This is a genomic window from Bacillus sp. V26 (assembly GCF_034296245.1).
Lineage (GTDB): Bacteria > Bacillota > Bacilli > Bacillales > Bacillaceae > Bacillus > Bacillus halotolerans.
Genome location: NZ_JAXKQF010000002.1, coordinates 406,878 through 427,133 on the forward strand (window position 1 = coordinate 406,878; position 20,256 = coordinate 427,133).

Below are 20,256 nucleotides of genomic sequence, written 5' to 3' on the forward strand. Positions count from 1 at the left end.
CGTATGAATTGGTTTTGGCAAAAATATTGCCTTTGTTTATTAATAGTTTTTTCACATTTGCTTGTTACACTATTTCAAAGTTAGACGAAAAGGAGTGAAGACACACGTGGAAAAGAAAAAACGCGAGCTGGACATCTTCCTGATTCTCATTTTGCTCGCATCTGCCTTTTTAAATATCTATAACATCTGGAATGATAATACGGTGAATCCTTATTACACCGCTGCAGTCACAAGTATGATGCAAAGCTTTCATAATTTTTTCTATGCCTCATTCGACGCGGCCGGGTTTATAACGGTTGATAAACCGCCTGTTACGTTCCAGATACAAACCATCAGCGCACTTATATTCGGTATGCATGGCTGGAGCGTCATCCTGCCTCAGGCACTGGCTGGTGTAGGTTCTGTCCTTTTAATGTATCTGTTAATAAAACCGACATTCGGTAAGACGGCAGCAAGAATTGCCTCTTTCATCATGGCATGTACACCGATTGCGGTGGCTGTGGCCCGGACAAACAATGTTGATGCATTACTGGTATTTTTCTTATTGCTGGCTACATGGCTTCTCTTTAAAGCCATCAGAAAAGGAAAGCTGATCTGGCTGTTAGCAGCATTTTTCGTCGTTGGTGCAGGTTTCAACACAAAAATGCTTCAAGCTTATATGATTTTACCGGCTTTTTTATTGTTCTACCTGATTGCGGCAAATGCCACAATCAAGAAAAAAATTATTTCATTAGGAAGCGCATTAGTTGTATTAGCGGTAGTTTCGTTATCATGGCCGCTCATCGTTGACAATATCCCTGCCAGCAAACGCCCTTATGTCGGAAGCAGCCAGACCAACTCTGTTTTGGAATTGGCTTTCGGATACAACGGAATTCAGCGGCTGACAGGACAAAATTCCGGCGGCGGTCAGGGCGGGTCAGGCGGAGACACAGCAAAAGAAATGCCTTCTGCGGAGAACCGTTCATCTGACGCTCAGGCACCGCCTAATCAGTCATCAAGCAGCAGCTCATCAAACGATGACAAATCTGCAAATGGCAATATGACGGCACCGCCATCCAATGGGGAAATGCCAAGCAGCGGTCAAGGAGGCCCTCCAAACGGCGGAGGAGATGGCGGAAAAGGCGGACCTGGCGGCGACGGAGGTAAGGGCGGTTCAGGCGGATCGAAAATGCAATCAGGTACAGGAATGTTCGGAACGGGAACACCTGGCCCGCTTCGGCTCTTCCAACAAGAACTATCTGATCAAATCAGCTGGCTGCTGCCATTTGCGGTTTTTGGAATTGTGGGCTTGCTGATTGCAGGCGCGAGAGAAAGAAGAAGATTATCTGTTGAGCAGAAGGAGACGGTGTTCTGGGTTGCATGGCTTGTGCCGATTGCCGGATTCTTCAGCGTAGCAGAATTTTTCCATCATTATTATCTCATTATGCTGGCGCCGCCGATTGCTGCACTTGTCGGAGCTGGATGGGTTGCGCTCGTTCAGTTATACCGAAACCATACAGGCTGGAAGTCTTGGCTTTTGCCGGCGGCGATGATTGCCGCAACAGGATTTGAATTGTTTATTCTGAGAAACTACAACGATCAAATCGGTGTTGGATGGAGTATCGGCGTAGGGGTTATCGGTGCGTTATCTGCCATTGCTCTTTTGATTTTTAAACAGCGTGAAAAACCGCTCACATATTATATATCACTTGCAGGTCTTCTCGTATTGCTTGTGATGCCGATTTATTGGGCAAGCACACCTCTCCTGTACGGAGGAAACAGTTCTCTTCCTGAAACAGGGCCGCAGCTCGCTTCAAGCAGCGGAAAAGGCATGGGAATGAACGAGTCGAGTGTAAATGAAAAATTAATTGAGTATTTAGAAGAAAACAACTCCGGAGCGGAATATTTATTCGCCACAACTGATTCAAACACAGCGGCTCCGTATATTATCAAAACGAAAAAGGCCGTCATGACGATCGGCGGATTCAGCGGTTCTGACCCGGCCATCACGCTGACTCAATTTAAAAAGCTCGTAAAAGAAGGAAAAGTGAAATACTTCTTGGCTTCAGGAATGGGGAAAGGCGGAAACAATGAAATTGTCGAATGGGTTCAAGAAAACGGCAAGAAAGTTTCTTCTGATAAATGGCAGTCAAGCGCTGATCAGCAGACATCATCTGATCAGACTGATTCATCAGGTACGGCAAGCGAGAGCAACGCTTCAGGCCAAACCGGCAAAATGGGCGGCGGGCCTGGCGGAATGAACCAGTCAGCTGCATTATACGAACTAAATGCTGATGAATAGGAGGAAAAAACATGAGCAGACATATTCAATATTCAATTGTGGTACCTGTGTATAATGAAGAGCTTGTCATTCATGAAACCTATCAGCGCTTAAAAGAGGTCATGGATCAAACGAAGGAAAACTATGAACTGCTATTTGTAAATGACGGCAGCAAAGATCGCAGTATTGAGATTTTAAGAGAACACAGTCTGATTGATCCGAGAGTGAAAATCATTGATTTTTCCAGGAATTTTGGGCACCAGATCGCGATTACAGCGGGAATGGATTATGCACAGGGGAATGCAATCGCCGTCATTGACGCCGATCTGCAGGACCCTCCTGAGTTAATTTTAGACATGATTGAAAAGTGGAAGGAAGGCTATGAGGTCGTATACGCCGTACGGACAAAACGAAAAGGGGAAACCTTTTTCAAAAAACAGACAGCGGCCATGTTTTACCGGCTTCTCAGCAGCATGACAGATATTGATATTCCGATTGATACCGGGGATTTCCGTCTCATGGACAGAAAAGTCTGTGATGAAATGAAAAAATTAAAGGAAAAAAACCCTTTTGTCCGAGGGCTCGTCAGCTGGGTAGGCTTCAAACAAACGGCAGTTGAGTATGTACGTGATGAAAGGCTTGCCGGAGAAACGAAATACCCGCTTAAGAAAATGCTGAAGCTTTCAATGGACGGCATTACGACATTTTCACATAAACCGCTGAAACTGGCAAGCTATGTCGGGGTCTTAATGTCAGGCGCAGGATTTCTGTATATGTTTATCGTACTGTATTTGAAGCTGTTCACCGACAGCACCATTACCGGCTGGTCATCGCTTATCGTCATCCAGCTCCTGTTCAGCGGCATCGTACTTCTGATACTGGGCATGATTGGTGAATATATCGGCAGAATCTATGATGAAGCCAAAGACCGGCCGCTTTACATCGTACAGAAATCGTACGGGATTGAAAATAAAAGACTCTATAGAGACCAGCATATGTCCTAACCTGAAACCCCTGTCCATTACGGACAGGGGTTTTTTATGTGCTGTATGGTGATCAAAGTAAAAGATGCTGATAGGGAAGGAAGAAGAGACTGTGAACTTGCACTGCGGTTCACCGCGAGCTGAAATCAGCTGTTAGATTGAGGATTTTTTAAGAAACGCATAATCACAGCCGTGCCTGTTATGTTTAATAGAATACTGGTCCCCATTGTAACTCCCCATGCCAATGTTGATGCAGGAAGGAGAAAGCTCAGCATCAGAAAAGCCAATCCTGCGCAAATTATGCTCAATCCCACGGTTTTCATGTCATTCCTTCTTTTTAAACAATGCTTCAAGGATCTGATTAGAATGATGTCAGCCTGTATCATATGCGGGTGTCTTGGCAGAAAGTTTCATAGAGTATATAGATCTTTTTTGTCTAATAAAAAGCCTCAGGCCGCTTTTGCGGCCTGAGGCGCTTTTCTTAAGAAGGTGTTTCTTCTTTTTGATCGAGTTTGATTTTTTTCGTCATTTCTTTTCCGTTTCTGAGAATTTTCACTTCGACGGTGTCGCCGATGTTTGCGTCTTTATATAGGATATTGCGCAATTCGCTGCCAGTGTCGATTTCTTTGCCTTTTAAGCTGATAATAATATCTTCAGCTTTCAGCCCGGCCTTTGCAGCAGGGGAGCCTGAAGCGACTTCACGGATGTATACGCCTTTATTCAGCTGGCTGCCGAATAAGCCAAGTGTGCCTTCTTGATAGTTTTGCGGCACCTGTTCTAAATCGAGCATGCTGACACCGATATACGGACGTTCAATTTGCCCTTTAGACAGCAATTCTTCAGCTATCGGTTTTACATCATTGCTTGGAATGGCAAATCCGATGCCCTCAACATCATCTTCACTGATTTTCATGCTGTTAATGCCGACAATTTTGCCGTCTGTATTTAACAATGGACCGCCGCTGTTACCCGGGTTAATCGCGGCATCAGTTTGAATCACGTTAATGCTTGTTTGACCGGCTGAGGTTGACATTGAAACTGTTCTATCCACACCGCTTACAATTCCTTGTGTTACTGTGCGAGACAGGTCTTTTCCGAGCGGATCTCCAATCGCAATGACGGTTTCGCCTGTTCTGAGATCTGATGAATCACCGAAGTTTGCTACCTTTGTTACGTGGTCATCACTGATTTGAAGAACGGCTAAATCTGTTAAAGAGTCACTGCCTACGAGCTTAGCTGTCACATCAGTGCCGTCGTATAAAGACACCTTAAGTGAAGTTGCGCCTTCTACAACGTGGTTATTCGTAATGATATAAGCCTTGCCGTTCTCTTTTTTGAAAATGACACCTGATCCTGAGCCGCTTTCTGTATCTTCGCTTGAATCAGAGCTGGAACCGGAAGAGCCAGAGCCAAACAAAGAGCTGTTTGACTGAGCCTGAAGGTTTGTGATGCCGACAATCGCCGGTGAAAGATCTTCCACCATATCTGAGATTTTAGAAGAATCCTCACTCTTAAATGCAGATGAGCTTGTCGAGCTTTTGCTTGATTCAGAGGATGTGCTTTTAGCTGTAACAGATTGAGTTTGCTGCTGGCTGGACGTCTGTTTCGCTGCGTCCTGAGAATCGTGGTCGCCAAGCGGTGTGAACGTATAAATGCCAAGGGCGAGACTTCCGCCGATGACTCCGCCAAGCAGCGGCCTGAACCATCCGAATCCGCGTTTTTTCTTCTCTTGATCATGAATCACATTGCGGGCTGAGTAAGACGGGTTTTGATCATTCTCTTTCGTTAAAAAAACCTCATTCTCTTGTCCTTCTGTTCTATTTTCGTCACGATAGTTATCCATCATGTTCACTCCGTTTCTCTCTATTTTCAACTCATTACATTTTGATTATGGCAGTTTTATGACTTGATTTTATCATAAACAAAAACTGTGGGATAAAAATGAAAACATTATGGGAAATTGTGAAAAAGTGCGAGAAACGGTACACTTTATAAGGAATATTGTACATGAAAGGGCTGAAACGATGGAGTCAATCGGATTGATCGGATATGGCAGCATGGCGGATATGATCGCCAGACAGCTGTTGAAACATAAACAAATAGAGGAAAATGAGTTGTTTGTTGAGACGAGAAGTAAGGGAGAGCGGCTTCAGGCATTGCTCGCTGATTATCCAAACGTTTCGGCAAAACCGCTTGAGATATGGGCGGAAAAGTGCGCCTTGATCTTTATATGTGTCCCGCCGCTCCATGTCATTGAAACAGTGCGCCGGCTTCACCCGTATGTGAACCGGAATACTCATATTGTATCCATTGCGGCTGGTGTGCCTCTGCGGCTTTTAGAGGCTGAAACGGCAGCTGGAATATCACGGGTGATTCCGGCCATTACATCTGAAGCGGAAGCCGGCATCTCACTGGTTGTTCACAGTGAAGCACTGGCGGCACAGAAGAAAGAACGTTTGGATGAACTGTTATCGGCTTTTAGCAGTGTGCGAGAAATAAAAGAATCAAATTTGGATGCCGCCAGTAATCTGACGAGCTCTGCTCCGGGCTTCATCGCTGCAGTGTTTGAAGAATTAGCGCTGTCTGCTGTGAGAAACAGCGGTCTGACAAAAGAAGAAGCCTTTGATTTCCTGATACACTCACTGTATGGGACAGGCAAGCTGATGATCGAAAAGAAGATGTCCTTTGAAGAGACGCTGAACCGTGTTGCAACGAAAGGCGGAATTACAGGAGAGGGAGCGGCGGTGATACGTGCCTCTGTGCCGCATGTTTTTGATCAAGTATTTGAAAAAACACTCGAAAAATATGAGCAGCTGACAGAACAGGCAGCAAAAGAAACATGAATCCTTGAAAGAGGATTCTTTTTTATCTCTGAACGTTAGTGATTTTTCCCAGCTATATTGCATTTTTCCTCTTTTTTTAATATAATCTGTTAGAATATTCATAATTTAGTAAAAAAGGAGGAGCGTTATGAAACTGTACATGTCAGTAGATATGGAGGGTATTTCAGGTCTTCCGGATGATACCTTTGTTGATTCCGGCAAGCGTAATTATGAACGCGGACGGCTGATCATGACCGAAGAAGCAAATTACTGTATTACCGAAGCGTTTAACAGCGGGTGTACGGAGGTGCTGGTGAATGACAGCCATTCGAAAATGAATAATCTGATGATTGAAAAGCTTCATCCCGAGGCGGATTTGATCTCCGGCGATGTTAAACCATTTTCAATGGTGCAGGGGCTAGATGATACTTTCACGGGTGCGTTGTTTCTCGGTTATCACGCAAGAGCCTCAACTCCCGGTGTCATGTCCCATAGCATGATTTTCGGTGTCCGTCATTTTTACATAAATGATCAGCCTGTCGGTGAACTTGGATTAAATGCTTACGTTGCCGGTTATTACGATGTCCCGGTATTAATGGTAGCCGGTGATGACCGGGCGGCCAAAGAAGCTGAAGAGCTCATCCCGAATGTCACGACAGCTGCTGTTAAACAAACGATTTCAAGGTCTGCAGTCAAATGTCTGTCGCCTGCGAAAGCCGGCCGGCTGCTGACAGAAAAAACCGCATATGCCTTGCAGAACAAAGATAAAGTTAAACCGCTTACACCGCCTGACAGGCCTGTATTAAGCATTGAATTTGCCAATTACGGCCAAGCTGAGTGGGCTCATCTAATGCCGGGTACAGAAATCAAACCGGGAACCACAACCGTTCAATTTCAGGCGAAGGATATGCTTGAAGCCTATCAGGCTATGCTTGTCATGACTGAACTGGCAATGCGAACATCATTCTGCTAAAGGGGTGTTAAGGCTTTGGCAAGATATATAATGAAGCGTTTTTGGGCAATGGCAGCTACGATTTTGGTCATTACCACCCTGACTTTCGTTCTGATGAAGGTCATTCCCGGATCTCCTTTTAATGAGGAGAGGGGCACAAATGAAGCGGTTCAAAGAAATCTCGAAGCCTACTATCACTTAGACGATCCTCTCATTATCCAATACATCATCTATCTAAAATCCATCATTACATTCGATTTTGGCCCTTCTATTAAAAAACCGTCAGACAGCGTAAATGATATGCTGGAACGCGGATTTCCCGTTTCCTTCGAACTTGGGATGGCAGCGATTGTCATTGCTGTGATCTCAGGGCTGATACTTGGCGTAACTGCCGCGCTGCGCCGCAACGGCTTTTTGGACTACGCTGCGATGAGCCTCGCGGTACTCGGCATTTCCATCCCGAATTTCATAATGGCGACGTTGCTTATTCAGCAGTTTGCCGTCAATTTTAAACTATTTCCCGCCGCTACGTGGACGAGCCCGATCCATATGGTGCTTCCGACCGCAGCGCTTGCAGTTGGACCGATGGCGATTATCGCCAGGCTGACAAGATCAAGCATGGTCGAAGTCCTGACACAGGATTATATCCGCACAGCGAAAGCAAAAGGGCTGTCTCCGCTCAAAATTATCGTAAAACACGCACTCAGAAACGCGCTCATGCCCGTCATTACCGTACTGGGAACTCTCGTTGCCAGCATTTTAACAGGAAGTTTTGTGATTGAAAAAATCTTTGCCATTCCCGGAATGGGAAAATATTTTGTCGAAAGCATTAATCAGCGGGACTATCCCGTGATTATGGGAACGACCGTTTTTTACAGCGTCATTTTGATCGTCATGCTGTTCTTGGTCGACTTAGCCTACGGTCTGCTGGACCCGCGCATTAAACTGCATAAGAAAGGGTGAAGCGTATGAATCTCCCTGTACAAACAGATGAACGCCAGCCGCAGCAGCACGCTCAGGTGCCGGACGAATGGTTTGTTCCGAATCAGGAAAAGACCCAAGAGACCGATTCAGTCAAACGGCCAAGTTTGTCCTATGCGCAGGATGCCTGGAGGAGGCTGAAAAAAAATAAACTAGCGATGGCCGGGCTTTTTATTCTTTTATTTCTATTTGTGATGGCAGCAATCGGCCCTTTTTTATCTCCTCATAGTGTCGAGCGCCAATCGCTGACAGAACAAAATCTTCCGCCTTCTGCAGATCATTGGTTCGGTACCGATGAGCTTGGCCGGGACGTGTTTACACGAACATGGTACGGAGCGAGGATTTCGTTATTTGTCGGAGTGATGGCTGCACTGATTGATTTTTTGATCGGTGTCATTTACGGAGGCATTGCCGGCTATAAAGGCGGCAGAACAGACAGTGTCATGATGCGGATTATTGAAGTGCTGTACGGGCTGCCGTATCTTCTTGTTGTCATTTTGCTGATGGTCTTGATGGGTCCGGGGCTCGGCACCATTATCGTAGCGCTGACTGTTACGGGATGGGTCGGCATGGCGAGAATTGTAAGAGGCCAAGTGCTGCAAATAAAAAATTACGAGTATGTGCTCGCCTCGAAAACCTTTGGTGCGAAAACCTTTCGCATCATCCGCAAAAATTTGCTGCCGAATACAATGGGCGCGATCATCGTACAAATGACTTTAACTGTACCTACCGCCATATTCGCAGAATCATTTTTGAGCTTTCTCGGTCTCGGCATTCAAGCGCCGTTTGCCAGCTGGGGTGTGATGGCGAATGACGGCCTGCCGACCATTTTGTCTGGGCATTGGTGGCGCCTGTTCTTTCCTGCCTTTTTCATCTCGTTAACGATGTACGCGTTTAATGTGCTGGGGGACGGATTGCAGGATGCACTGGACCCTAAGCTAAGGAGGTAGCTGTATGGAGAAAGTTCTGTCAGTCAATGATCTGCACGTTTCTTTTACGACTTACGGCGGGACGGTTCAGGCTGTCAGAGGCGTGAGCTTCGATTTGTACAAAGGCGAAACATTTGCCATTGTCGGTGAATCGGGATGCGGCAAGAGCGTCACCTCTCAAAGCATTATGGGACTGCTCCCGCCTTATTCAGCGAAGGTGACAGACGGCAGCATTTTATTTAAAAACAAAGACCTTTGCCGTCTCTCTGACAGAGAAATGAGGAGCATAAGGGGCGCGGACATTTCAATGATTTTTCAAGACCCGATGACGGCGCTAAACCCGACGCTGACTGTCGGCGACCAGCTGGCGGAAGCGCTTCTTCGTCACAAAAGGATGACGAAAAAGGCGGCTGAGAAAGAGGTTCTTTCCATGCTTGCATTGGTTGGCATTCCGGATCCTGAAGCACGCCTGAAGCAGTACCCCCATCAATTCAGCGGCGGCATGAGACAGCGGATTGTCATTGCGATGGCGCTGATCTGCGAGCCTGATATTTTAATAGCGGATGAACCGACAACTGCCCTTGACGTCACCATACAGGCGCAAATACTGGAACTGTTTAAAGAGATTCAGCGAAAAACAAAGGTTTCTGTCATTTTGATCACACACGATTTAGGCGTGGTTGCCCAGGTTGCTGACAGGGTGGCTGTTATGTATGCCGGAAAAATAGCGGAAGTTGGCACAAGAAAAGATATATTTTACAAGCCGCAGCACCCTTATACAAAAGGGCTGCTGAATTCTGTCCCGCGGCTGGATCTTGATGGCCCGGAGCTGATTCCGATTGACGGCACGCCGCCGGATTTATTTTCACCGCCGCCGGGCTGCCCATTTGCCGCCCGCTGTCCGAGCAGAATGATCGTGTGTGACAGGGTATTCCCTGATCAAACTGTTCGATCCGGCACGCACGCTGTACACTGCTGGCTTCAGGATAAACGGGCTGAGCATGCGGTGCTGCCGGGAGCGAAGGATGAATAACGAAAAAGGGGGAAGAGGATGAAGAGAGTGAAGAAGCTATGGGGAATGGGCCTTGCACTGGGACTTTCATTTGCGCTGATGGGATGTACAGCAAATGAGCAGGCTGGAAAAGAAAGCGGAGAAGATAAGGCAAAGACAAGCGGAGAAAAGGTACTGTACTTAAATAATGAAAATGAACCGACCTCGTTTGATCCGCCGATCGGTTTTAATAACGTGTCTTGGCAGCCGTTAAATAACATCATGGAAGGGTTAACGCGCCTCGGCAAAGACAATGAACCGGAGCCGGCGATGGCAGAGAAGTGGTCTGTGTCGAAAGACAAGAAAACGTACACATTTACGATTCGGGAAAATGCGAAATGGACGAACGGAGACCCTGTGACAGCCGGAGATTTTGAATACGCTTGGAAACGGATGCTCGACCCGAAAACAGGAGCTTCTTCCGCGTTTCTCGGTTATTTTATTGAAGGCGGTGAAGCCTATAACAGCGGAAAAGGGAAAAGAGACGATGTGAAGGTAACGGCAAAGGATGATCACACCCTTGAAGTGACGCTTGCCGCACCGCAAAAATATTTCCTGAGCGTGGTGTCAAACCCGGCGTATTTTCCGGTTAACGAAAAAGTCGACAAAGAAAATCCAAAGTGGTTTGCTGAAGCCGATACATTTGTCGGCAACGGTCCGTTTAAACTGACGGAATGGAAGCATGATGACAGCATCACAATGGAAAAAAGCGATACGTACTGGGATAAAGAAACCGTGAAGCTTGACAAAGTGAAATGGGCAATGGTGAGTGACAGAAATACGGATTACCAAATGTTCCAGTCCGGTGAATTGGACACCGCATACGTACCGGCTGAGCTAAGTGACCAGCTGCTGGATCAAGACAACGTGCACATCGTTGATCAGGCGGGTTTATACTTTTACCGCTTTAATGTCAATATGGAGCCGTTCCAAAATGAAAACATCAGAAAAGCCTTCGCAATGGCTGTTGATCAGAAGGAAATCGTAAAATACGTCACGAAAAACAATGAAAAACCGGCACATGCTTTTGTTTCGCCCGGGTTTACACAGCCTGACGGCAAGGACTTCCGGGAAGCGGGCGGAGACCTGATCACACCAAATGAAAACAAAGCGAAGCAGCTGCTGGAAAAAGGAATGAAGGAAGAGAAGTATGACAAGCTGCCTGCGGTCACGCTTACTTACAGTACGAAACCGGAGCATAAAAAGATTGCTGAAGCCATCCAGCAAAAATTGAAAAACACCCTTGGCGTCGATGTGAAGCTGGCCAATATGGAGTGGAACGTGTTTTTAGAGGAGCAAAAAGCGCTTAAGTTCCAATTCTCACAAAGCTCATTTCTGCCTGACTATGCGGACCCTATCAGTTTTCTGGAAGCCTTCCAAACAGGAAATTCAATGAACCGCACAGGCTGGACCAACAAAGAATATGATCAGCTGATGAAACAGGCGAAAAATGAAGCGGATGAAAAAACGCGTTTTTCACTCATGCATAAGGCGGAAAAGCTTCTCATCAATGAAGCGCCGATCATTCCGGTTTATTTCTATAATCAGGTCAATCTGCAAAACGAACATGTAAAGGACATCGTCCGGCACCCTGTCGGCTACATCGATTTAAAATGGGCCGATAAAAACTAACGCGGCGATTGAGAAAATACTGCTCTCTTTATGTGAAGGAGCGGTATTTTTTCTCTAATTTTCACGTATACGTAGGGTGCAGAGCAAATGAAGGGAGCTGATCGGAGTTGAATCACAAGCCGAACGCACTGGAAAAAGGCGATACAGTCGGTGTCATCGCACCTGCAAGCCCGCCTGATCCGAAAAAGCTTGAAACGGCGCTTTTGTTTTTAGAGGAACTCGGTCTTCAGGTAAAGCTGGGCAAGGCGCTGAAAAATCAGCACGGCTATTTAGCTGGACAGGATGATGAGCGGCTGGCTGATCTGCACGAGATGTTCAAAGACCAGGAGGTGAAAGCGGTGCTGTGCGCATGCGGAGGCTTTGGCACGGGACGGATCGCTTCAGGCATTGATTACAGCTTGCTCCGCAAACATCCCAAAATCTTTTGGGGATACAGTGATATTACGTTTTTACATACCGCCATCCATCAAAACACAGGCCTCGTCACTTTTCACGGGCCGATGCTCAGCTCAGATATTGGCCTGGAAGACGTTCATCCCCTGACAAAAGCGTCGTATGAGCAGCTGTTTCAAGAGACAGTATTCACCTATACAGAAAAGCTTTCTCCGCTGACGGTGCTTGTTCCGGGAAAAGCGGAAGGAGAGCTTGTCGGCGGCAATCTTTCCTTGCTGTCATCGACACTCGGCACGCCGTTTGAAATTGATACGAGGGGAAAGCTCCTGTTTATTGAAGATATTGATGAAGAGCCGTATCAAATTGACCGGATGCTGAATCAGCTGAAAATGGCAGGGAAGCTGGCGGACGCAGCCGGTATTCTTGTTTGTGATTTTCATAACTGCATCCCGGTGAAGCGGGAGAAATCTTTGACACTTGAGCAGGTGCTCGAAGACTATATTGTGTCCGCCGGAAGGCCAGCTCTTAAAGGGTTTCAGATCGGCCACTGTTCGCCGAGTATTGCCGTTCCGATCGGTGCGCACGCTGCCATGAATACAGCCGAAAAAACGGTCGTCATTGAGGCGGGCGTTTCTGAAGGGGCGCTTTGAGTATGAAGATCACAAAAATAGACACGAAACGGATCGCCGTGCCGCTGACAAAGCCGTTTAAAACGGCGCTTCGCACAGTGTATACGGCCGAATCTGTTATCGTCACGATCACTTATGATAATGGCGCAATCGGATGGGGAGAAGCGCCTCCGACAATTGTGATTACCGGAGACAGCATGGACAGTATTGAAAGTGCGATTCACAACGTCTTAAAGCCGGCACTGCTTGGAAGAAGACTGTCCGGCTGCGAGGCCATGCTGCATGACATCCAGCATCTTCTGGAAGGGAATCAAAGCGCAAAAGCAGCTGTAGAAATGGCTGTATACGACGGCTGGGCGCAGATGAGCGGACAGCCGCTTTACCAAATGCTCGGCGGATATCGAAGCACACTTGAAACGGACTACACCGTCAGTGTGAACTCGCCTGAAGAGATGGCGGCGGATGCAGAGAGCTTTCTTAAACAAGGCTTTCAAACGCTAAAAATAAAGGTTGGCAGAGATGACATTGAGACAGATATCTCCCGTATTCAAGAAATCAGAAAGCGTGTCGGGCCTGGGGTAAAGCTGCGTTTGGATGCCAATCAGGGATGGGTGCCGAAAGAAGCGGTAACGGCCATTCGGAAAATGGAGGATGCCGGCCTGGACATTGAGCTTGTCGAGCAGCCTGTCCATAAGGATGATCTTGCCGGGCTCAAGAAAGTTACGGATGCAACGGACACCCCAATCATGGCTGATGAAAGTGTATTTACTCCGCGACAGGCATTCGAAGTCCTTCAAACCCGCAGCGCCGATCTGATCAATATTAAATTGATGAAGGCAGGAGGAATCAGCGGTGCAGAGAAAATCAATGCCATGGCTGAGATTTGCGGGGTGGAGTGCATGGTCGGCAGCATGATCGAAACAAAGCTTGGCATAACAGCTGCGGCGCATTTCGCGGCAAGCAAAAAAAACATTACCCGCTTTGATTTCGACGCCCCGCTCATGCTGAAAACGGATTTGATCAAGGGCGGGATTATTTACAGCGGCAGCACGATTACGATGCCTGACAAAGCTGGTCTTGGCATTACCGGAGTCGTGCATCAGAAAGGAGGGATAGAGACATGAACCATACTGTTATATCAGCAGTTGCCAACATATGGACAGCACCTGATACTCCTCGTCCATTTGATCACAAAATGCTCGATCCAACCGTGTCGATCAGAGAATGGCTCAATAGCATGACCTATGATCAGCGGCTTGGGTTATGTACAGATAATGTGATCCAGACGCAGGTTCTCTTTGGTGAGGAGGTGCTGGTCACGGCAGAACAGGATGAATGGGTGTCTGTCGTTGTGCCCGGCCAGTCATCCCGCAAGGATAAACGCGGTTATCCGGGCTGGATGAAAAAGAACCAGCTGAAAAACACAAATCTCCCACAATCGAATCACACCGTGGCGATCAGCAAACCAACAGCTTTTTTGTATGGGGCTACCGGAGATAAGGAAATTGAACTGAGCTTCTTAACTGCTCTGCCGCTGATTGAAGAAGAGGGTGGCTTTTTCAAGGTAGCGACTCCTTTTGGAGATAGGCTCCTGCGACAAACTGATGCAGCGCTTGTTCAGAATAAGAAAGGAACGGCGGAAGACATCATTCAGACAGGGGCAAGTTTTCTCGGGCTTCCTTATTTATGGGGAGGTATAAGCGGGTTTGGATTTGACTGCTCTGGTTTTATGTACAGCGTATTTAAAGCAAATGGATACAGGATTCCCCGTGATGCGGGAGACCAGGCGAAAACAGGGAAGGAGGTGCCGCTTCACGACATCGGTGCCGGTGATCTGCTGTTTTTTGCATATGAGGAAGGAAAAGGAGCAATTCATCATGTAGGTCTGTCCATAGGAGACGGAAAAATGCTCCATTCTCCTAAAACAGGGAAATCGATCGAAATCATTACGCTGAAAGATACAGGATATGAAAAAGAGCTTTGTGCGGCACGCCGCTGTTTTTCAGAATGAGGAGGGAGACACATGACACCACTGCTAGAGGTCAGTCAGCTGAAAATGCATTTTGACGCAGGGAAAAAGCGAACAGTCAAAGCGGTCGACGGGGTAACCTTCCAGATTCATGAGGGGGAGACGTTCGGACTTGTCGGAGAATCCGGCTGCGGGAAATCAACCTTGGGAAGAGTGCTGATGCGTCTTTACCATCCCACAGAAGGAAGCGTCAAATACCGCGGAACAAATCTTCACGCCCTCAGTGAGAAAGAGCAGTTTGCCTATAACCGCAAACTGCAGATGATTTTTCAGGACCCTTATGCATCGCTCAATCCGCGGATGACCGTTCGAGAAATCATTCTAGAGCCGATGGAAATTCACAATCTTTACAATACCCATAAAGCGCGGCTTCTCGTTGTGGACGAGCTGCTTGAGGCAGTGGGGCTTCACCCGGATTTCGGCAGCCGTTACCCGCATGAATTCAGCGGCGGTCAAAGGCAGAGAATCGGGATTGCCAGAGCGCTTTCATTGAATCCGGAGTTTATCGTAGCGGACGAACCGATTTCTGCGCTTGATGTGTCGGTTCAGGCGCAAGTGGTCAACCTGCTGAAGCGGCTTCAAAAAGAAAAAGGGCTCACATTCCTGTTTATTGCCCATGATTTATCGATGGTAAAGCATATCAGCGACAGGATCGGCGTTATGTACTTAGGCCACATGATGGAAATTACAGATAGCGGCACATTGTATCGTGAACCGCTGCACCCGTATACGAAGGCGCTGCTGTCCTCGATTCCGATTCCGGACCCCGAATTAGAGGACAAGCGTGAGCGCATCATTTTAAAAGGAGAGCTGCCGAGTCCGGTACATCCGCCGAGCGGCTGTGTGTTTCGGACGCGCTGCCCGGAGGCGATGCCTGAATGCGGGGAATCACGCCCTTTGCTTCAAGAAATCGAAGCCGGCCGTTTCGTTGCCTGCCATTTATATCGAAAAGCTGAAACGAAAGAAAAGGTAAGATAAACAAAAAGCTGGCTCCGTTGTTGGGAGCCAGCTTTCTTTTATGATTGCTGTAAAAATTTCACGCACACCGGATAAGGGACAGAAACGGTTGAAGGAAGCAGCGTCAGCCGGCCTGTCTCTGTGTCTCTTTCAAACAATACGAGATTGCCTGTTTCTTCATTTGAAGCAACGAGGAAGGTCTCCGTTGGATCCAGCACAAAGTCACGAGGCCAGTTTCCTTCAGTCGATACTCTTTCCACAAATGCCAGCTCGCCTGAATATTGATTCACTTCAAACACAGCGATGCTGTCATGGCCGCGGTTTGCAACGTAAACAAAACGCCCATCCTGAGTGACGTGAATGGCGCTTCCCTGGCTGTTATCTGTGAAATCATCAGGGATGGCAGAGACGACTTGAAGTTCTCTGAATTCGCCGGCTGTCGGATTGTATTCAAGCGCAATCACTTCATTGCTTAATTCTGTCATGACATATGCGTATTTTTCTTTCGGGTGAAAAGCGATATGACGAGGGCCTGCACCAGGAGCGAAGGAATGGCTTCCGGATTCAGTTAATTCACCGTCTTTCAGCTTATAGGTGTACAGCTTATCTGTTCCTAAGTCAACCGCTACGACATAATTATGTTCAGGTGTAAAGCCCGCATAGTGTGTATGCGGCTTTTCCTGTCTTTCATGCGGACCCTTTCCTGTATGGGCGGCTTCTGAAGCGGGAGATTGCAAACCTCCGTCTTGTTGAACCGGAAAAGCGTGTACCTTCCCGCTGTGATAGTTGGCTGTCAATACGAATTGCTGATGATCATCGACGCTCACGTGGCATGGCGATGGGCCATCGATTAACTGATGATTCAGAAATGTTAGTTCGCCGCTGTTTTTATCGATTTTATAGGCAGCAATACCGCCTTTACCGTCTGCTTTTTCAATTGAATAAAGAATCGTGTTGTCTTTATTCGGCGTCACATATGTGGGGTTTCCCAGCTTTGCGGCAAGCTTTGGCTCGCTGAGTGTTTTTTTCTCAGTATCCAGCTCGAATGAATAAATGCCTTCACTTCCGCCTTTTGTATATGTTCCGACATATCCTATGTACTTTGTCATGCGATTTCCCCCTTAAAAATGATGTCATCTCTATATTAACGTATCTTAAAGAAATACGCTGTTCAAAACATGAAAAAGGGGAATATTCTTCATTCGCCTCGAATGAGCGGCATCGTACAGCATCTGAAGGAACCGCCTGATTTGATAATTTCTGACAAGTCAATTTCGATGATGTGATAGCCTCTTTTGGATAATTCACGATTCACATGACGATTGCCCGGCAGGCTGATGATGGTTTTTCTGCCGATAGACAGGACGTTGGTGCCAAGTGTAAATTGTTCGTTTTCGGGTACCTCAATGAGATTGTAACGCTCTGCCAGCATATCGACTTCCTGCTGCGGAAGGGCTTCAGGGTAGATTAATGCTTCGCTTTCAGAAATGATATTAAATACGCAGTCCAGATGCAGAAATTTTTCATGGAGCGGAACTGGGATGATGGTATATTCAGGAAGCTCTTCTTGCAGCTGGCCGACCGCTGAGATGTCCGTGCGCTGGCTGATTCCGACATAAACGGTATCGCCATCTATGACGACGTCCCCGCCTTCAATGCTAGTATCCAGCATCCGGGTATATGGAATCCCTTGATTGTGGAAAAATTCTTTTATCACAGCTTCTTCCCCTTGGCGAATGGGCTCAGTCATGCTGGAAAGAAAGGCTTTTTCCCCGATGACAAAACCGATATCCCGGGTAAATACCTGCTCAGGCAGTCCGTGCTGAACAGGCAAAAGGATGACCTCAATGCTGTGTGACCTGAGCTCTTCTACTAAGCGTTTGTGCTGCTCTTTGGCGGTTTTGACCTGAATATTGTCATCTTCAAAATGTTTTTGGGTTTCATTAATAACGTCTTTAATTGTCATATGCTCGGGTTTGCATAAAATAACTTTCTTCAAGGTGTCATATTCTGTTTGGCATACCGTTTTGTGCTGATGTTTTGGAACGGATACATCCATTTGTTTCTCCTCCTGACCGTGTGAAGAATACGTATATTATTCCCTCGTCAGTCAAATCATTAAACATTTAAGAAAGAAAACCTGACAGCCAAATCATTTTAAATTTTAGACAAATGGATGAGAATATTGTTTAATAGGAGAATATGAGTGCATTTACTAATCGATCAGACATCAAAGGGGAGAAAGGTATGGAAGCACAGGAAACAAAATTTTGTAAAGAGTCAAAGGTTGTGAAAACCAGCAGGGTATTCCCTCTCGATACGAACAATCATAATACGCTGTTTGGCGGAAAACTGATGAGTTATATCGATGATATTGCCTCTATTTCCGCAGCGCGCCATTGCAGACGTGATACGGTAACGGCTTCGATGGACTCTGTCGATTTTCTGAAACCGATCGGGCAAAGGGAGTCTGTCTGCTTGGAGTCATATGTGACTTGGGTCGGCACATCTTCCATGGAGGTGTTTGTGAAAGTCATCAAAGAGCATCTGATGACTGGTGAACGAGAGCTTGCCGCGACATCTTTTTTGACCTTTGTCGCATTAGACTCAAACGGCAAGCCGGTGCCTGTGCCGAGAGTTGTACCGGAAACAGAAGAGGAAATCATGCTGCATAACACAGCGGTTCAGCGTGCCAGTGAACGGAAAAACCGAAAAAAACACAGTCAGGCGCTGGCAAATGCGCTTGGAACAGACAAGCCTTGGTAAACATGAAACCCAAAACATACGTTGTTTTGGGTTTTTTTGTGCCTTCCATTATTTCGCTGTTAATGGTGATCATTACAGAGGTTAGTCCGTTTTTGCTAGGGGATTCTATAAAAAAGCAACAATTGTCACGTTAAATTGATAATTTTGTGACAACTTTATTAAAGATTCATTTTAAATATATCTTTTAAAGGAAAGATCATGTATTTTAAAGATATATTTTAAATACATCTTTTCGGAAGGGTTGTTAAACGATGTTAGATAACAAAACAATCGAAATCATAAAAAGCACTGTACCAGTATTACAGCAGCACGGAGAATCCATTACAGGACGTTTTTACGACCTCATGTTCCAAGATCATCCTGAGCTTTTAAACATTTTTAATCAAACAAACCAAAAGAAAAAAACACAGCGTACCGCCCTGGCGAATGCCGTTATTGCAGCTGCAGCCAATATTGATCAGCTTGGCAATATCATTCCGGTCGTCAAACAAATCGGCCATAAACACCGCAGTATCGGCATTAAGCCTGAACATTATCCGATTGTCGGCAAATATTTGCTGATTGCGATTAAAGATGTTTTGGGAGATGCAGCGACCCCTGACATTATGCAGGCGTGGGAGAAAGCGTATGGGGTTATAGCTGACGCTTTTATCGGAATTGAAGAAGAAATGTATGAACAGGCGGAACACCAAACCGGCGGATGGAAGGAGTATAAGCCTTTCATCGTTGCGAAAAAAGTGCGTGAAAGCAAAGAAATAACATCCTTCTATTTGAAACCGGAAGACGGCAAGCCGTTACCTGAATTTCAAGCAGGGCAGTATATCAGCATCAAAGTCCGGATTCCTGATTCTGAATATACGCATATCCGTCAATACAGCTTGTCTGATATGCCGGGAAAAGACTATTATCGAATTTCAGTTAAGAAAGACGGTGCTGTGTCTTCTTATTTACACGAAGGGCTGCACGAGGGGGATTCATTAGAAATCAGCGCGCCGGCAGGAGATTTTGTTTTAGATTCTTCATCCCGCAAAGATCTCGTTCTGCTTAGTGCCGGAGTTGGCATCACACCGATGATCAGCATGCTGAAAACGTCTGTTTCCAAACAGCCTGAGCGGCAGATTCTGTTTATCCATGCCGCGAAAAATAGTGAATACCACGCACTGCGCGATGAAGCAGAAGAGGCAGCAGAGCATTCTTCTGTTAAAACGGCATTTGTCTATCGCGAGCCGACAGAAGAAGACCGCGCGGGCGACATTCAATTTCATGAAGGCCAAATTGACCAGCAGTTCCTCAAAAGCCTGATCGCCAATACAGATGCGGATTATTATATTTGCGGTTCACCGTCATTTATCACTCAAATGCATAAGCTTGTATCGGAACTCGGATCAGCGCCAGAGTCTATTCATTACGAACTGTTCGGTCCTCAATTAAGCATCGCACAGTCCATTTCTTAATACACACAGCTCTTCTCTTATATGAGAAGGGCTTTTTTTAGGAAAATAGAAGAAGGCGGACGAGCGCCTTCTTCTACATCCGCACAATGACTGATCCGCCTCCATTTGTGCATACGCGATTTTGCTGCTCTTGAATCGCTCTCAACAATTCATTGTTCACCTCGATGGCTCTGATCAAATGCTCCATTTTAAGCTCTAAACCGGCCAGCCTGTCAGCTGTATGGTATGGCTGATAGGCTGCGGATTTTGACTGTATGCTTTCATATTGCCAGTTGGCACTCTTATGCTGATGTTTCATGCTGTCCCTCCAATAACATGACTTTCTACTATGTTATGTGCCTGCATTCTGCACGTTCGCCTATTTGGATGCTGGATGAAGAGGTAAGATATGCATAGCGTTTCAGTTACAGGGAACAAT

At 46.5% G+C, this 20,256-nt stretch carries 18 protein-coding genes; 14 read left to right on the plus strand and 4 right to left on the minus strand.

Annotated features, from left to right (window positions below; all coding sequences use genetic code 11):
• Positions 1-106 precede the first annotated feature (106 nt).
• Positions 107-2,281 (plus strand): glycosyltransferase family 39 protein, encoded by a 2,175-nt coding sequence (locus UJ203_RS09460; RefSeq protein ID WP_322010226.1) that lies wholly within the window; start codon positions 107-109, stop codon positions 2,279-2,281.
• 11 nt (positions 2,282-2,292) lie between these two features.
• Positions 2,293-3,264: a glycosyltransferase family 2 protein gene (locus tag UJ203_RS09465; protein ID WP_105953633.1), complete on the plus strand. Its 972-nt coding sequence runs from the start codon at positions 2,293-2,295 to the stop codon at positions 3,262-3,264.
• Positions 3,265-3,724: 460 nt separating this feature from the next.
• Here UJ203_RS09465 and htrA read toward each other — a convergent pair whose 3' ends face one another.
• Complete coding sequence (gene htrA, locus UJ203_RS09470) at positions 3,725-5,086, minus strand: serine protease HtrA (RefSeq protein WP_105953632.1); 1,362 nt, start codon at positions 5,084-5,086, stop codon at positions 3,725-3,727.
• 181 nt (positions 5,087-5,267) lie between these two features.
• Here htrA and proG point away from each other — a divergent pair, with 181 nt between their 5' ends.
• The 10 genes from proG (at position 5,268) to UJ203_RS09520 (ending at position 15,639) form a co-directional block, all read left to right on the plus strand.
• Positions 5,268-6,086: a pyrroline-5-carboxylate reductase ProG gene (proG, locus tag UJ203_RS09475; protein ID WP_322010229.1), complete on the plus strand. Its 819-nt coding sequence runs from the start codon at positions 5,268-5,270 to the stop codon at positions 6,084-6,086.
• A gap of 127 nt (positions 6,087-6,213) precedes the next feature.
• The gene (gene dppA / locus UJ203_RS09480) at positions 6,214-7,038 is read left to right on the plus strand and encodes a D-aminopeptidase DppA (protein ID WP_101865263.1); all 825 of its coding nucleotides are present in this window, start codon (positions 6,214-6,216) and stop codon (positions 7,036-7,038) included.
• Between the two features lie 15 nt (positions 7,039-7,053).
• Entirely contained in the window at positions 7,054-7,980 is a 927-nt protein-coding gene (dppB, locus tag UJ203_RS09485) for a dipeptide ABC transporter permease DppB (RefSeq protein ID WP_044156207.1), read from the plus strand.
• Between the two features lie 5 nt (positions 7,981-7,985).
• Positions 7,986-8,948, plus strand: a complete 963-nt coding sequence (dppC, locus tag UJ203_RS09490) for a dipeptide ABC transporter permease DppC (protein ID WP_059352794.1) — start codon at positions 7,986-7,988, stop codon at positions 8,946-8,948.
• 4 nt (positions 8,949-8,952) lie between these two features.
• Entirely contained in the window at positions 8,953-9,960 is a 1,008-nt protein-coding gene (locus UJ203_RS09495; protein WP_322010233.1) for an ABC transporter ATP-binding protein, read from the plus strand.
• A gap of 18 nt (positions 9,961-9,978) precedes the next feature.
• Entirely contained in the window at positions 9,979-11,610 is a 1,632-nt protein-coding gene (dppE, locus tag UJ203_RS09500) for a dipeptide ABC transporter substrate-binding protein DppE (protein WP_059336094.1), read from the plus strand.
• Positions 11,611-11,717: 107 nt separating this feature from the next.
• The gene (locus UJ203_RS09505) at positions 11,718-12,653 is read left to right on the plus strand and encodes an LD-carboxypeptidase (RefSeq protein ID WP_322010235.1); all 936 of its coding nucleotides are present in this window, start codon (positions 11,718-11,720) and stop codon (positions 12,651-12,653) included.
• Positions 12,654-12,655: 2 nt separating this feature from the next.
• Positions 12,656-13,756, plus strand: coding sequence for an L-Ala-D/L-Glu epimerase (gene ykfB / locus UJ203_RS09510; protein WP_322010237.1), 1,101 nt, complete (start codon positions 12,656-12,658; stop codon positions 13,754-13,756).
• Positions 13,753-14,643 carry a C40 family peptidase gene (locus tag UJ203_RS09515; RefSeq protein ID WP_322010239.1) on the plus strand — a complete coding sequence of 297 codons (891 nt, stop codon included), beginning with the start codon at positions 13,753-13,755 and terminating at the stop codon, positions 14,641-14,643. The genes ykfB and UJ203_RS09515 overlap by 4 nt, the downstream gene beginning before the upstream one ends.
• Before the next feature lie 12 nt (positions 14,644-14,655).
• Positions 14,656-15,639: an oligopeptide/dipeptide ABC transporter ATP-binding protein gene (locus UJ203_RS09520; RefSeq protein WP_322010242.1), complete on the plus strand. Its 984-nt coding sequence runs from the start codon at positions 14,656-14,658 to the stop codon at positions 15,637-15,639.
• 38 nt (positions 15,640-15,677) lie between these two features.
• On the opposite strand, the gene pgl is transcribed toward UJ203_RS09520, so the two are convergent.
• Together pgl and UJ203_RS09530 are read right to left on the minus strand one after the other, a co-directional pair.
• Complete coding sequence (gene pgl, locus UJ203_RS09525) at positions 15,678-16,727, minus strand: 6-phosphogluconolactonase (protein ID WP_185848037.1); 1,050 nt, start codon at positions 16,725-16,727, stop codon at positions 15,678-15,680.
• 89 nt (positions 16,728-16,816) lie between these two features.
• Positions 16,817-17,677: a dimethylarginine dimethylaminohydrolase family protein gene (locus UJ203_RS09530; RefSeq protein WP_095713475.1), complete on the minus strand. Its 861-nt coding sequence runs from the start codon at positions 17,675-17,677 to the stop codon at positions 16,817-16,819.
• Positions 17,678-17,865: 188 nt separating this feature from the next.
• On the opposite strand from UJ203_RS09530, the gene UJ203_RS09535 reads away from it, so the two are divergent.
• Together UJ203_RS09535 and hmpA are read left to right on the plus strand one after the other, a co-directional pair.
• Positions 17,866-18,384, plus strand: a complete 519-nt coding sequence (locus UJ203_RS09535) for an acyl-CoA thioesterase (RefSeq protein WP_010333945.1) — start codon at positions 17,866-17,868, stop codon at positions 18,382-18,384.
• A 251-nt stretch (positions 18,385-18,635) separates the two neighbouring features.
• Positions 18,636-19,838 (plus strand): NO-inducible flavohemoprotein, encoded by a 1,203-nt coding sequence (gene hmpA, locus UJ203_RS09540; RefSeq protein WP_199397542.1) that lies wholly within the window; start codon positions 18,636-18,638, stop codon positions 19,836-19,838.
• Positions 19,839-19,911: 73 nt separating this feature from the next.
• Here the strand turns inward: hmpA and UJ203_RS09545 are convergent, their stop codons facing one another.
• Positions 19,912-20,136 carry a hypothetical protein gene (locus UJ203_RS09545; RefSeq protein WP_105953620.1) on the minus strand — a complete coding sequence of 75 codons (225 nt, stop codon included), beginning with the start codon at positions 20,134-20,136 and terminating at the stop codon, positions 19,912-19,914.
• Positions 20,137-20,256: the final 120 nt, after the last annotated feature.